The organism is Caulobacter sp. 05L422 (assembly GCF_056397765.1).
Genome location: NZ_JBFTOB010000015.1, coordinates 32303 through 46948, shown reverse-complemented (window position 1 = coordinate 46948; position 14646 = coordinate 32303). Strand labels below are relative to the sequence as shown.

Annotated in this window: 8 protein-coding genes and 1 pseudogene; 8 read left to right on the top strand and 1 reads right to left on the bottom strand. The window is 68.5% G+C overall.

Annotated elements, in window-relative coordinates; genetic code table 11:
* Positions 1–148: 148 nt before the first annotated feature.
* Together dnaK and dnaJ are read left to right on the top strand one after the other, a co-directional pair.
* Positions 149–2044 (top strand): molecular chaperone DnaK, encoded by a 1896-nt coding sequence (gene dnaK, locus AC1DMQ_RS15255; protein ID WP_477034401.1) that lies wholly within the window; start codon positions 149–151, stop codon positions 2042–2044.
* 139 nt (positions 2045–2183) lie between these two features.
* Positions 2184–3335: a molecular chaperone DnaJ gene (gene dnaJ, locus AC1DMQ_RS15250; protein WP_477034400.1), complete on the top strand. Its 1152-nt coding sequence runs from the start codon at positions 2184–2186 to the stop codon at positions 3333–3335.
* Positions 3336–3406: 71 nt separating this feature from the next.
* On the opposite strand, the gene AC1DMQ_RS15245 is transcribed toward dnaJ, so the two are convergent.
* On the bottom strand, positions 3407–3970 hold the full coding sequence (locus AC1DMQ_RS15245) for a TonB family protein (protein ID WP_477034399.1): 564 nt from the start codon (positions 3968–3970) through the stop codon (positions 3407–3409).
* Between the two features lie 119 nt (positions 3971–4089).
* Between AC1DMQ_RS15245 and mutS the strand changes: the two genes are divergently transcribed.
* The 6 genes and pseudogenes from mutS (at position 4090) to murJ (ending at position 14515) form a co-directional block, all read left to right on the top strand.
* Complete coding sequence (gene mutS, locus AC1DMQ_RS15240) at positions 4090–6789, top strand: DNA mismatch repair protein MutS (protein WP_477034398.1); 2700 nt, start codon at positions 4090–4092, stop codon at positions 6787–6789.
* A gap of 71 nt (positions 6790–6860) precedes the next feature.
* On the top strand, positions 6861–9686 hold the full coding sequence (locus AC1DMQ_RS15235) for a [protein-PII] uridylyltransferase (protein WP_477034397.1): 2826 nt from the start codon (positions 6861–6863) through the stop codon (positions 9684–9686).
* A 504-nt stretch (positions 9687–10190) separates the two neighbouring features.
* Positions 10191–10841, top strand: a complete 651-nt coding sequence (locus AC1DMQ_RS15230) for a DEAD/DEAH box helicase family protein (RefSeq protein WP_477034396.1) — start codon at positions 10191–10193, stop codon at positions 10839–10841.
* Between the two features lie 106 nt (positions 10842–10947).
* Positions 10948–11043, top strand: a pseudogene (locus tag AC1DMQ_RS15225) (alpha/beta fold hydrolase); the annotation flags it as partial.
* Between the two features lie 93 nt (positions 11044–11136).
* Entirely contained in the window at positions 11137–11652 is a 516-nt protein-coding gene (locus AC1DMQ_RS15220; RefSeq protein ID WP_477034395.1) for a hypothetical protein, read from the top strand.
* A 1225-nt stretch (positions 11653–12877) separates the two neighbouring features.
* Positions 12878–14515 carry a murein biosynthesis integral membrane protein MurJ gene (gene murJ / locus AC1DMQ_RS15215; RefSeq protein ID WP_477034394.1) on the top strand — a complete coding sequence of 546 codons (1638 nt, stop codon included), beginning with the start codon at positions 12878–12880 and terminating at the stop codon, positions 14513–14515.
* The last annotated feature ends 131 nt before the right edge of the window (positions 14516–14646 follow it).

Here is a 14646-nt window from a genome sequence, read left to right as displayed (position 1 = left end):
CGCTTTCCCTTCGAACGTCGTTTGGGGGGTAAGGATTTGGATCAACCGTTAGAACGCGACCAGACGGGGACGGCTCGAGAAAAACCGGGGCGCTTGCCTTAAGGCCCTTGTCACCGCCGTCCGCCAATCAGGAGCTGCAGGTCTCAACATGAGCAAGATTATCGGTATCGACCTTGGCACCACGAACTCGTGCGTGGCCATCATGGACGGTAAGACCCCGAAGGTGATCGAGAACGCCGAAGGCGCTCGCACCACCCCCTCGGTCGTCGCCTTCCTCGAGGACGGCGAGCGCCTTGTCGGCCAACCCGCCAAGCGCCAGGCCGTCACCAACCCGACCAACACCCTTTTCGCGATCAAGCGCCTGATCGGCCGCAACTTCGCCGATCCCGTCGTGGCCAAGGACAAGGCCATGGTCCCCTACGAGATCGTCAAGGGTTCGACCGGCGACGCCTGGGTCAAGGCCCACGGCAAGGACTACAGCCCGCAGGAAGTGTCGGCCTTCATCCTTCAGAAGATGAAGGAAGCCGCCGAGAGCCATCTGGGCGAGCCGGTGACCAAGGCGGTCATCACCGTTCCGGCCTACTTCAACGACGCCCAGCGTCAGGCGACCAAGGACGCCGGCAAGATCGCCGGCCTGGAAGTCCTGCGCATCATCAACGAGCCGACCGCGGCCGCCCTGGCCTACGGCCTGGAGATGAACGAAGGCAAGAAGATCGCCGTCTACGACCTGGGCGGCGGCACGTTCGACGTCTCGGTCCTGGAAATCGGCGACGGCGTCTTCGAAGTGAAGTCGACCAACGGCGACACCTTCCTGGGCGGCGAGGACTTCGACCTTCGGATCGTCGACTACCTGGCCGACGAGTTCAAGAAGGAGCAGGGCGTCGACCTGCGCAAGGACAAGCTGGCCCTCCAGCGTCTGCGCGAAGAGGCCGAAAAGGCCAAGAAGGAGCTGTCCTCGACGGCTCAGTACGAAGTGAACCTGCCCTTCATCTCGATGAACGCGTCGGGCCCGCTGCACCTGAACATCAAGCTGTCGCGCTCCAAGCTCGAAGCCCTGGTGGAAGACCTGATCACCCGGACCATCGGTCCGTGCGAACAGGCCCTCAAGGACGCCGGCCTGAAGAAGAGCGACATCGACGAGGTGATCCTGGTCGGCGGCATGAGCCGCATGCCCAAGGTCCAGCAAGCCGTGCAGGACTTCTTCGGCCGCGAACCCCACAAGGGCGTGAACCCCGATGAAGTCGTCGCCCTGGGCGCCGCCGTTCAGGCCGGCGTCCTGCAAGGCGACGTCAAGGACGTGCTGCTGCTGGACGTGACCCCGCTGACCCTGGGCATCGAAACCCTGGGCGGCGTGTTCACCCCGCTGATCGAGCGCAACACCACCATCCCGACCAAGCGCTCGCAGACCTTCTCGACCGCCGACGACAACCAGTCGGCCGTGACGATCCGCGCCTTCCAGGGCGAGCGTCCGATGGCCGTCGACAACAAGTTCCTGGGTCAGTTCGACCTGCAGGGCATTCCGCCGGCGCCGCGCGGCGTGCCGCAGATCGAGGTCACCTTCGACATCGACGCCAACGGCATCGTCAACGTCCACGCCAAGGATAAGGCGACCAACAAGGAGCACTCGATCCGCATCCAGGCCAACGGCGGCCTCTCCGACGCGGACATCGAGCGCATGGTCAAGGAAGCCGAGGCCAACAAGGCTTCGGACGAGAAGAAGAAGGCGCTGGTCGAGGCCAAGAACCAGGGCGAGGCCATCGTGCACTCGACCGAGAAGGCCCTGGCCGAGCACGGCGACAAGGTCGGCGCTCCCGAGAAGGAAGCGATCGAGACCGGCCTGACCGACCTGAAGTCGGCGCTGGAAGGCGAGGACGTCGAGGCCATCCAGGCCAAGACCCAAGCCCTGATCCAGGCGTCGATGAAGCTCGGCGAAGCGATGTACAGCGCCCAGCAAGGCGCTGAAGGCGGCGACGAAGCCGCCGCCGATGACGGCGTCGTCGACGCCGAATTCGAAGAAGTCGACGACTCCAAGCCGTCGGCGTGACCATGGGTCGCGGGGCGAAACCCTTAACGGCTGTTTCGCCCACGCCGCCTTTCGGGAACAAGGCTCCTGCCCGCCGCTTGCGGCTGGGCGGGAGCGCTCCCACCTCCTTATCCAACATGGCTAGTGATCGACCCTGACGATGCGCGACTATTACGAAGTCCTGGGCGTCGCCCGAGGCTGCGATGACGCCGCCCTCAAGGCCGCGTTCCGCAAGATGGCGATGGAGCACCATCCCGACCGCAACGGCGGTTGCGAGAACGCTTCCTCGCGCTTCAAGGAAATCAACGAAGCCTATTCGGTGCTGTCCGACGCCCAGAAGCGCGCGGCCTACGACCGCTTCGGCCATGCCGGGGTGAACGGCCAGCAGGGCGGACCGGGCGGCTTCGGCGGCGCCGACGCCGGCGACATCTTCAACGACGTCTTTGGCGACGTGTTCGGCGAGATGTTCGGCGGCGGCCGTCGCCAGTCGAACGGTCCCCAGCGCGGCCAGGACCTGCGCTACGACCTGGAGATCACCCTCGAGCAGGCCTATGCCGGCGCCGAGGTCGAGATCAAGGTTCCCGCCGCCATCACCTGCGAGGTCTGCGACGGCTCGGGCGCCAAGCCCGGCACCAGCCCGACGGTCTGCGGCACCTGCGGCGGCGCCGGCCGCGTGCGGGCCACCCAAGGTTTCTTCGCGGTCGAACGCGCCTGCCCCCGCTGCAGCGGCACGGGCCGCCTGGTGCTCGACCCCTGCACCACCTGCCATGGCCACGGCCAGGTGCGCCGCGAGCGCATCCTGTCGGTGCGCATCCCGGCCGGCGTCGATGACGGCGCCCGCATCCGCCTGGCCGGCGAAGGCGACGCCGGAGCCCGCGGCGGCCCGCGCGGCGACCTCTACCTGTTCCTGTCGGTGATCCCGCACGAGCTGTTCGAGCGCGACGGCCTGGACCTGCTGTGCACCGTGCCGGTGCCGATGACCGTGGCCGCCCTGGGCGGAGAGATCGAGGCCCCCTGCCTGCTGGGCGGCGAGAACTGCGACGGTTCCAACCGCCAGACCGTCAAGGTCCCGGAAGGCTCGCAGACCGGCAAGACCGTCCGCCTGAAGGGCCGGGGCATGCCGTCCCTGCGCAGCCGCCAGCGCGGCGACCTGGTGGTCGAGCTGTTCGTGGAAACCCCGACCCACCTTTCCGCACGGCAAAAGGAGCTCCTGCAGGAGCTGGCCGGCCTGTGCAGCGAGAAGCAGAACCCCAAGTCGGCCAACTTCGTCGGCAAGGCCAAGCGCTTCTGGGAAGAAGTCACCGGCAGCTAGGCGGCGACGCCCGCGAAACATGGCAAGGGCCCGGAGCGGCGTCGCTCCGGGCCCTTGTTCGTTTCCGGCGTCTAGCGGCGTTCGCTGTTGGGTCCCGAAAGATCCCTGCCGTCGGCGCGCCGCGACCAGCGGCGAAGGGCGACGCCGACCAGAATGACCAGGATCACGCCCCCGCCGATCCCCATTAGCAGGCCCGACTGCGACTTGGCGTGATCGGCGACCCAATCCCATCCGCGCGAGACGACCACGCCCAGCGGCGAAGGCGTCGCGGGCCGTGGCGGCGCGGCGTCGGCATCCGGCGCCGACGACCTGGAGCCGGGCGTCAGAAAACTGATCGGAATGGTGACTTCCGAGGGGTTCCTGGCGTCGCTGGGCGGCCGCGTCATCTGGAACTGCGGCGCCAGGGCCAGGGCGGCGGCGCCGAAGCCGTAGTCGGCCGGCGCCTCGCTGGCCACCTCGCAGCGCATCAGCCCGCCGTCCGGCGCCACCAGGCAATGGAGCACGGCCTTGCCGCCGACCTCTTCCCGCTGCGCGCGCTGGGGATAGGCCCACGCCATGTCCTCGCTGGACGGCTTGCGCAGCCAGTCGGGCTTGTAGCGCGGGGCCGGTTCGACGTCCGCGTCCGCTTTCTGCAACGTCTGCGCCGCCATTCAATCCCCCGATCAAGCTTGAGTGGAACTAAGCGGCTCTTTGGCGTCGTGGCAATGTCGCTTTCTCTTAACGCGGCGCCCGACGCACTGTAGTTTCCGGCCGGATGAACGCCCCCGCCTCCCCCACCGTCCAGACCTATGACGCCACCGGCGCGACCCCGGTGATGCAGCAGTTCTTCGAGATGAAGACGCGGCAGCCCGACGCCCTGATCTTCTTCCGGATGGGCGACTTCTACGAGCTGTTCTTCGACGACGCCTACAAGGCCGCCGCCGCCCTGGGCATCTCGCAGACCTTCCGGGGCACCCACAACGGCCAGCCGATCCCGATGGCCGGCGTGCCGCAGCACGCGGCCGAGGCCTATCTGTCCAAGCTGATCCGCATGGGCTTCAAGGTCGCCGTCTGCGAGCAGATGGAAGACCCGGCCGAGGCCAAGAAGCGCGGCTCCAAGTCGGTGGTCCGTCGCGACATCGTCCGCGTCGTCACGCCCGGCACTCTCACCGAGGACGGCCTGCTGGACGCCCGGGGCGCCAACCGCCTGGCCGCCGTGGCCGTGCGGGCCGGCCAGGCGGCCGTGGCGGCCGTGGAGCTGTCCACGGGCGAGGTGGAGTGCTTCCTGGTCGCCAAGGACGCCGTGGCGGCGATCCTGGCCGCCCTGGCCCCGTCCGAGACGCTGGTTGCCGATCGCCTGCTGTCGGACGAGCAGCTGTCCCAGACCCTGAAGATCTGCGGCGGGCTGATCCAGCCCATGCCGTCGGCCCTGTCCGAGCCCCAGGCCTCGGAGACCCGGGTGAAGCGGCTCTACGGCGTCGACACCCTGGACGGCTTCGGCGGTCTCTCGTCGGCCGAGATCGGGGCCCTGGGCCTGATCGCCGCCCACCTGGAGATGACCCAGGCCGGCAAGCTGCCGGCCCTGCGCGCCCCACGCCGCGCCGCCGAGGCCGACGTCATGGCCATCGACCCGGCCACCCGTTCCAGCCTGGAGATCGACCGCACCCAAGGCGGCGACCGCAACGGTTCGCTGCTGGCCGTCATCGACCGCACCGTCACCGCCGGCGGCGCCCGGATGCTGGCCTCGCGCCTGGCCCGGCCGCTGCTGGACCCCCACGCCATCGACGCCCGCCTGGACGCGGTGGAATGGTTCGTCGACCACAGGACCCTGCGCGAACGCCTGCGCGAGGTGCTCAAGGGCGCCGGCGACATGGCCCGCGCTCTGTCGCGCCTGGCCCTGGGCCGGGGCGGCCCGCGAGACCTGGGCTGCATCAAGGACGGGCTGAAGACCGGCGAGAAGCTGGCCGGCATGGTCGGCGGCTCGGGCGACCCGCTGTCGCCGCCGCCCGCCGAGCTGGAAAGCGCCCTGAAGGCCCTGACCCCGTCGCTGCAGGAGGGCCTGTCGCGCCTGCTGGCCCAGCTGGAAGTCGGCCTCGGCCCCGACCTGCCGGCCCTGGCCCGCGACGGCGGCTACGTGGCCGCCGGGGTGCGTCCCGAGTTGGACCAAGCCCGCGCCCTGCGCGACGACAGCCGCCGGGTGGTCATCGCCCTGGAAACCCGTCTGTGCCAGGAAAGCGGCGTGCCGCTGAAGATCCGCCACAACGGCGTGCTCGGCTATTTCGTCGAGGCCACGGCCGGCAAGGCCGACCCGCTCTTTCAACCCCCGCTGAATGCTGTCTTCATCCACCGCCAGACCCTGGCCAACCAGGTGCGGTTCACCACCGTCGAGCTGGCCGATCTGGACGCCCGCATCGCCCAGGCCGCCGAGCGGGCCCTGGCCATGGAGGTCGCGGCCTTCGAGGACTGGCGCGCCGAAGCGGTCGCCCTGGCCGAGCCGATCCAGCTGGCCGCCGAGGCCCTGGCCAAGCTGGACGTCGCCGCCGCCCTGGCCGAGTGGGCCGAGGACGCCGGGGCCGTGCGCCCCACCGTCGACAAGTCCCTGGCCTTCGACGCCCGCGCCGCCCGCCACCCGGTGGTCGAGGCCGCGGTCAAGCGGGCCGGCGACCCCTACACCCCCAATGACTGCCGCCTGGACGCGGCCGGCGAGGCCGGAGCGCGGCTGTCGATCGTCACCGGCCCGAACATGGCCGGTAAGTCGACCTTCCTGCGTCAGAACGCACTGCTGGCGATCCTCGCCCAGTCGGGCTGCTACGTGCCCGCCAAGTCCCTGCGCCTGGGTGTCGTGGACCGCCTGTTCAGCCGCGTCGGGGCCGGCGACGACCTGGCTCGGGGCCGCTCGACCTTCATGATGGAGATGGTCGAGACCGCCGCCATCCTGACCCAGGCCAGCCCGCGCAGCCTGGTGATCCTGGACGAGATCGGCCGGGGCACGGCCACCTATGACGGCCTGGCCATCGCCTGGGCCTGCGCCGAGGCCCTGCACGACGTCAACCGCTGCCGGGCGCTGTTCGCCACCCACTATCACGAGCTGGCCACGCTGGAGACGCGGCTGGCCCACGTGTCGAACCTCAGCCTGCGCGCCAAGGAGTGGAACGGCGACCTGGTGTTCCTGCACGAGGCCGCCGCCGGACCGGCCGACCGCTCGTACGGGGTGCAGGTGGCCAAGCTGGCCGGCGTGCCGCCCCAGGTGGTGGCCCGCGCCAAGGAGGTGCTGGACCGCCTGGAGAGCAAGACCGAGTCGCCGGCCAAGCTGGACGAATTGCCGCTGTTCGCCGCCTCCGCGCCCGTCTCGGCGCCCGTCATGGCGGCGCCCAGCCGCACCGACGCGGCGCTGGACGAGCTGGATGTCGACGGCATGAGCCCCCGCGAGGCCCTGGACGCGCTCTATCGCCTTAAAGCTCTGCTCAAGACCTGAGATCCTATAGAGAGGGCGCGCGGGTCGCCTAACCGTTCGGCGAACACGCTTTGGAACACCATATAGCCGTCATGCCCCGCCGCCTTCGCCCCACGCCTCTGGAACACGTCGTCGACGGCCACGCCCTGCGCGCCCGGCTGTCGGCCGCCGCCCTCGACCTGATCGGCGACGAGGCCGGCCAGCGGGCCCGCGCCATCGAGATCTTGAAACAGGCGCTGTTTCGCGGCCGGATGATCGCCAAGGAGCGGCTGGAGAACGGGGCCGGCGGCCTGGAGACGGCCCGCCTGCTCAGCGGCGTCACCGACGAGGTGATCACCGCCCTCTACGACTTCACCACCGTCCACGTGTTCCGGGCCCGCAACCCGACCGAGGGCGAGCGCCTGTGCCTGCTGGCGGTGGGCGGCTACGGTCGGCGCACCCTGGCGCCGTTCTCCGACATCGATCTGCTGTTCCTGCGGCCCTACAAGCAGACGCCGCACGCCGAGAGCGTGATCGAGTTCATGCTGTATGCGCTGTGGGACCTGGGCTTCAAGGTCGGCCACGCCTCGCGGACCATCGAGGAGTGCGTCAAGCTCTCCAAGGAAGACTACACGATCCGCACCTCGATCCTGGAGGCCCGCCGCCTGACCGGCGACGAGCGCCTGGGCGACGAGCTGACCCGCCGTTTCCGCGACGACGTCATGAAGGGCACCGGCGCCCAGTTCGTGGCCGCCAAGCTCAAGGAGCGCGACGACCGCCAGGCCCGGGCCGGCGCCAGCCGTTACATGGTCGAGCCCAACGTCAAGGAAGGGAAGGGCGGTCTGCGCGACCTGCACACCCTGATGTGGATCGCCGAGTACCTGCATCCGGTCGACCGGCCGGAAGACGTGTTCAAGCTGGAGGTGTTCGATCGGCGCGAGGCCAAGGGCTTCATCCGCGCCTTCGACTTCCTGCACGCCGTGCGCGCCCACCTGCACTTCGCCACCGGCCGTCCGGAAGAGCGCCTGACCTTCGACCTGCAACCCGAGATCGCCCGCCGCATGGGCTACGGCGACCGCGGCGACGCCCCGGCGGTGGAGCGCTTCATGCGCCGCTACTTCCTGGTGGCCAAGGAGGTCGGGGCCCTGACCCGCGCCTTCTCGGCCAAGCTGGAGGCCGAGCACTTCAAGCACGAGCCCAAGGGCATCTCCCGCTTCCTGCCCGGCGGCGGCCGACCCAAGCGCAAGGCGCTGGACGTGGCCGGCTTCTACGAGGACGGCGGCCGGCTGAACATCGACGGCCCGCAGGTGTTCGAGGCCGATCCGGTCAACCTGATCCGCCTGTTCAGGACCGCCGACGAGCGGGACCTGGACCTTCACCCCGACGCCTTCACGGCGGTGACCCGCAACCTGCACCTGATCACGTCCAAGGTCCGTCGCGACCCGCAGGCGACCGGGGCGTTCCTGGACCTGCTGGCCCGGGGCAAGCGGTCCTACCGCACCCTGACCCTGATGAACGACGCCGGGGTGCTGGGACGGTTCATCCCGGAATTTGGCCGCATCGTCGCCCAGATGCAGTTCAACATGTACCACTCGTACACGGTGGACGAGCACACCCTGCGGGCGGTCGGCATCATCGGCGACATGGCCGCCGGACGGCTGGTCGACGACCACCCGCTGGCCGTGTCGATCATGCCGCTGATCGAGGACCGCGAAGCCCTGTTCCTGGCCATGCTGCTGCACGACACCGGCAAGGGCGGGGTGGGAGGCCAGGAAAAGGCCGGCGCCCGCAGCGCCCGCAGCGCCTGCGAACGGCTGGGCGTCGACCGGCTGAAGGTCGAGCTGGTGGCCTGGCTGGTCGAGAACCACCTGGTCATGAGCGACTTCGCCCAGAAGCGCGACGTGGCCGATCCCAGCACCGTCGCCGCCTTCGCCCGCATCGTCGAGAATCCCGAGCGCTTGCGCCTGCTGCTGGTGATCACCGTGGCCGACATCCGGGCCGTCGGTCCGGGCGTCTGGAACGGCTGGAAGGGCCAGCTGCTGCGCGAGCTCTACAACGCCACCGAGGCGGTGTTCCGGGGCGGGCGCGGCAGCGACGCCGCCGCCAGCGTCCAGCGCCATCAGGAAGCCGCCGCCGAGGCCGCGCGCGAGGCCCTGGTCCAGGCCGACCCCGCCGCCAAGGGCTGGGCCCAGGCCATGGAGGCCGCCTATTTCGGCGCCTTCTCGCAGGACGACCTCAAGGCCCACGCCGAACTGGCCCGCCGCGCGGCGATCCAGGGCGGGGCCGCCGCCGAGGGCCGGGTGCCGGTCGGCGCCAACGCCGCCGAGATCGTGATCGCCGCCAAGGATCGTCGCGGCCTGTTCGCCGACCTGGCTCTCGCCATCTCCTCCTTGGGCGGCAACGTGGTCGGGGCCCGCGTCTTCACCTCGCGCCAGGGCCAGGCCCTGGACGTCTTCCATGTGCAGGACGTGACCGGCGCGGCCCTGGGCTGCGAGAACCCGCGCGCCCTGCGCCGCCTGGCCGACGCCCTGGAGGCCGCCGGCCGCGGCGAGCCGATCGCTGTCGAGCCCCGGCGCGGCGCGGAGCTGTCGCGCACCGCCGCCTTCTCGATCGCGCCCACGGTGGTGATCGACAACGAGGCGTCCAACGAGGCCACGGTGGTCGAGGCCTCGGGCCGCGACCGGCCTGGCCTGCTGCAGGCCCTGGCCCGCACCCTGGCCGACAACGGCCTGTCCATCCAGTCGGCCCACATCGACGGCTACGGCGAGCGGGCGGTCGACGCCTTCTACGTCCAGACGTCCGAGGGCGGGAAGGTGGCCGACGCCAAGAAGGTCACGGCGCTCAAGGCCGACCTGCTGGCGGCGCTGGAGCAGAACGAGGCGGGGGCGCCGAACACGCGTCCGGGCCTGAAGCGGGCGCGGGCCAGCGTGGCGCGGTAGGGGGCTTTGGGGCCGGGCGCCGAAGTCGGCTTTCGACCCTGAGCGGACCTTCAGCAGCGGGAACTATTTCACGGAAGTCTGACACCTCGATAGGTCGGGTCGCCTCGTGAACACCGGTCAAAAGCAATGTCGTAAAGCCAACCATCTTCTCTGCAAATTCGACACACGCCATTCTTGTCTCGACGCACTTGAGCGCCGGAATAAGCCTTCGCATGCCTAACTTGCTGAACACACGAAGTTTCCCGGTGTGCAAACCACGCTCCTGTCATTATCAGCAAAGCGCCGATAACTAACGGCAGTGCGACCAGGCGTGGTTTCCGAACAAGCATCTGCCCAGCTTACCGCTTTAGCTTCCGACAACCACCCTTAGCTGCCGTTCGGAAGGTCTGGTTATTGGCGCTCCGGCCGAAGGTCCGCTTTGAGCGCCGAGGCCAGTTCCGCTTTCGACCCTTAGCGGGAGTTCGCGGCGTCCGCTAAGAGATGATATCGGCCTAGGGAGTTCGCATGATCCTAGCTATCGAAGGTGCCCCGGGTGTTGGGAAGTCAACAACAGCTGCCGCTCTTCGGGACGCCGGCGCCTACGTCGTTCCGGAGGTGAATCTGCTCTTCGCAAGGCCCATTCCGGAGCCAACGGGCTGGTATCACGACAGACAGGCCGCCCGTTGGGAAATGGCGAGGCTGAAAGCATCGCAGGGCGCTCTATCTGTCCTGGACGGAGATCCTCTGCAGCCAATCTGGTTCGGTTGGATCTTCGACAATGAGGCTTGGTCCCTTCCAGCAGAGTCGATCGCGTTTTACCGTAGCAAGTTTGCCGAACGAGGGATGGAGGTCCCTGATCGATACGTGCTCCTGCACATCGCGGAGGAGGAGCGCCGCGAGCGGATGCTGAAGCGCGAGCGCGCAAGGGGTTTGGGCGAGGAAAGGGCGCAACTGAAGGTCGCGCGCTACGCCCGGATGGTCCAACCTCAAATGGCCTTCTTCAACGCCCTGTCAGAACGCTTTTCAGGCTGGGTCACTTTTGTCGAAACCACGTCAGTCGACGAGACCGTGTCGGCCATCATGTCCCTTGGCGCACCAAGCGCCGCCCCGGACAGTATTGAGGCCATCGACTTCATCGCGGAGTGGGTCGCCACCCACTCTGCCGCTCAGGCATGAGATCGGGTCACGCCCGACAACCACCCTTAGCTGACGCTCGGAAGGTCTGCTTGTTGGCGCCGAGGTCGAAGGTCCGCTTTCAGGGCCGGCGCCAATTTCCGACACCGTCCTACGCGCCGCGATCCCCGACGCCGACCGCCACGTGATGGTCGACCAGCCTTTGGCCTTCGTGGCTGGACTACGCGGGCCGCTGGCGGGGTGGCGCTCCAGGAGCTCGGCGGTCGGCCATGGCCCCGGGGCGTTGTTCGTCGACAGTGCGTTGGCTAGGATACGACGGGTCGGGCGGGAACGAGCAATGGCCAAACCAGTGGATGTCGGCGTGGACACGCGCGTCGGGCCTCGAACCATCAAGGCGTCACGCTTCAAGGCGTCGCTGCAATTGGTGATGAGCCTCGTCTTCGTCGCGGTGGGCTTAATGATGGTTCGGATTAATCCGGTCGGCTTGATCGGCTTGGCGGGCTGGCTCGTGCTGCTCTTCTTTGGACTGAGCGCCGCGATACTCGTTGTGTTGTTGGTGCGTCGCCGCTCCCTGGAATTGGACGCCAAGGGCTTCACGCTCCGGGGCGGTTTGATCCGCCTTCCCAGAAAGGTGCTCTGGCGCGATATCGAGCCGTTTTTCCTCTATCGTCTACCCAAGGGGGGCAAGATGATCGGCTACAAATTCGTGCCCGCCTCAAGGAAGGAAATGGCGCTGGAACGGGCGGACAGCCTCGAAGCTGACGACGCCATGATCGATGAATGGCCCCGTTCGCCGGAAAAGATGGTCGAGGACCTGAACGCCTACCGACACTGGGCGCTCGGGACCGTCTAGCTCCTGTCTGGTCGCCATCTCGGTGCGTGAGTGCGCCTCTCAGTGAAACACTCCTTCGCCCTATGGCGATCGTGGGGGGCGGCTTCCCACCCTAAGCTAACGTTCGGAACGTCGGCTTGTGGAATCGTCCCATCCGCCCCGGATGGGGCCGCGCCTTAAAGCCTTGGTGGATCGGAGCTCTGGCGTCTGGCCGTGTCAAGGACCGCCCCTGGCGGCCGCGTCGCGGCGACGCTCCGCGTCGTCCTTGACACGGCCAGACGCCAGAGCAGGCTCGCCATCAAGGCTTCAAGGCGCGGCCTCGCCGTTAGCGGATGACGTCAGGGGCGTCTCCGGAAAGGGCGCATTCTGAACCCTCTCCCGGAGGGGAGAGGGAGGGACCCGCGCCGAAGGCGTGGGAGGGAGAGGGGTGACGCCCTGTCCGGTTTCACGCGAACGCCCTGCCGGCACGCCGTTGAACTCAGTAGCCCCTCACCCTCCCACCGCTGCGCGGCGGGCCCCCTCTCCCTCTGGGAGAGGGTTCAAGAGCGTCCATGCTCGGCGTTCAGCGAATGAAGCTTAGCGATTTCAACGGCCTAATTTTTCTCGACCAAACTTATCCTCACCCCTTCGAACCACCCCCATACTGCTTGCACCTGAAGGCATGGGGAGGGCGCACGTACGGCGACCGATGCGGCTTTTGGGGGTGGTCGAGCGGGAAGTGCTCGCTGGTGGTCTTCAGTGACGCTTCGGACGTCCAGGTCAGGTTCCTTGCAACACAGGACAAAGCCCTGGCGACGAAGGATCGGCGGACGCAACAGGCCTGGGCTGAAATCGCCCAGGCGGTCCGGAGCAAGCCAATGCTCCGCCCGTCGGGGGCCTCTATCGGAGCGGGTTAAAAATCCGCGATCCGAAGGCTTCCGGATAACGGCCACGCGAAGCGCTCGTCTTCGTCGAAACGGTACTCAAACTGCAAATCATCCGGGCGAGGCCCGGGCGCTTCGCACCCTTCCCATTCAGCTCATGGCCTTTGGCGTGAGATCACACCGACTTGCCCCCACCTGGCGGCTTCGCCCGCCTGTCCGCCCCCACAGGGGGCGGAGGATACGCGCACGGCTCCTCTTCCCCCTGTGGGGGAAGACGACCGCGAAGCGGTCCGTAGGGGGCAAGGGGGCGGTGCACTGAAAACCCTCCGGAAATCCCGAAGCCCTCGCTTGACGGCCCTTCGCCCAGCCCCCAGAAGCCATGCGTGTCCGACATCGCGCCCCCCGAACAAGCCCCGACCGATCCGGCCCCCGCCAAGAAGCCCGGCGGGCTGCTGAAGTCGTCGATGATCTATTCCGGCCTGACCCTGGTCAGCCGGTTCATGGGTTTCGCCCGCGACCTTGCGGTCTCGTCCCGGATGGGGGCCAGCGCCACCCCGGCGGCCGACGCCTACAACGCGGCTCTCGCCTTCCCGAACCTGTTCCGCCGGTTCTTCGCCGAGGGCGCGTTCGCCGCGGCCTTCGTGCCGGCCTACGCCAAGTCGCTGCAGATCGACGGCGAGGAGAAGGCCGACGTCCTGGCCGGCGACGCCATGGCCACCCTGGCGGCCTCGACCCTGATCATCACCATCGTCTGCCAGCTGGCCATGCCCTGGCTGATGATGCTGATCAGCCCGGGCTTCGGCTGGGGCACCGAGAAGTACAAGCTGGCGGTGCTGCTGACCCAGATCACCATGCCCTACCTGCCGTGCATGGCCATCGTCGCCCACCTGTCGGGCGTGCTGAACGCCCGCGACCGCTTCGTGCTGTCGGCTGGGGCGCCGATCCTGCTGAACATCGCCACACTGATCTTCATCCTGCCGCAGACGACGGCCGTGGACGCGGCGGTCTGGGGTTCGGCCGGTGTGGTCGTGGCCGGCGTCGCGCAAGCCGCTCTGCTGGTCTGGGGCGTCAACAAGTCTGGCGCCAAGGTCCATTGGCGGCTGCCGCGCCTGACGCCGGAAGTGCGGGCCCTGATCGGCAAGGCCATTCCCGGCGCCCTGGCGGCCAGCGCCACCCAGGTCAACATCTTCATCTCCGGCAACCTGGCCAGCCATGTGCCGGGCGGCCGGTCCTGGCTGGCCACCGCCGACCGCCTGTACCAGCTGCCGCTGGGCCTGGTGGGGGTGGCGATCGGCGTGGCCCTGCTGCCGCGCCTGTCGCGGGCGGTGAACACCGGCGACGGCGACGACGCCCAATCGGCCATGGACCAGGCCATCACCCTGGCCATGGCCCTGACCATCCCGGCGGCCGCGGCCCTGGTGGCGATGCCGGGCTTCCTGTCGGACGCCCTCTACACCCGGGGCGAGTTCACCAGCTTCGACGCCAGCCAGACCGCCTCGGCCCTGTTCTTCTACGGCCTGGGCACCCCCGCCTTCGTGCTGCAGCAGCTGTATTCGCGGGCCTTCTTCGCGCGGGGCGACACCAAGAGCCCGATGCGCTTCGCCCTGATCTCGGTGGCGATGAACATCGGCCTGGGCATCCTGCTGTTCAACCTGGTGGGGGTGAAGGGCATCGCCGCCGCCACCGCCGTGTCCTCGTGGATCAATGTCGGCCAGATGGCCTGGGGCCTGTCGCGCAAGGGTCACTACAACCCCTCGTTCCAGACCTGGTCGCGGGTGGCGCGGATCCTGGCGGCCAGCGTCGCCATGGGCCTGGCCCTGGCGGCGGCCTCGCACTGGCGGCCGCTGATCGAGGCGCCGCTGGAGGCCATGGGCCTGAAGGGCCACGTGATCGGCGCCAAGGAGTTTGCTCTGCTGCTGACCGTGCTGGTCGGCGGGGCGCTGTATCCGCCGCTGGTCTTCCTGTTCGGCGGCGTGACGCCGGCGGAACTGAAGGGCGTGCTCAAGCGGGGCAAGGCGTAGGATCACTTGGGGACATGCCCTTGCGGCGTGTCCCCAACCTTGGGCGCTACGGTTGCCGATGGGGACACGCGGCGAGCGCATGTCCCCGGCTCGGGTCTTGCCCTCCAAGCCTGCGCCCGGTAACGAACAGC

Coding starts and splice junctions, on each gene's coding strand:
- mutS (WP_477034398.1), top strand. CDS start 4,090: ATGAACGCCCCCGCCTCCCCCACCGTCCAGACCTATGACGCCACCGGC.
- AC1DMQ_RS15230 (WP_477034396.1), top strand. CDS start 10,191: ATGATCCTAGCTATCGAAGGTGCCCCGGGTGTTGGGAAGTCAACAACA.
- AC1DMQ_RS15235 (WP_477034397.1), top strand. CDS start 6,861: ATGCCCCGCCGCCTTCGCCCCACGCCTCTGGAACACGTCGTCGACGGC.
- dnaK (WP_477034401.1), top strand. CDS start 149: ATGAGCAAGATTATCGGTATCGACCTTGGCACCACGAACTCGTGCGTG.
- dnaJ (WP_477034400.1), top strand. CDS start 2,184: ATGCGCGACTATTACGAAGTCCTGGGCGTCGCCCGAGGCTGCGATGAC.
- AC1DMQ_RS15220 (WP_477034395.1), top strand. CDS start 11,137: ATGGCCAAACCAGTGGATGTCGGCGTGGACACGCGCGTCGGGCCTCGA.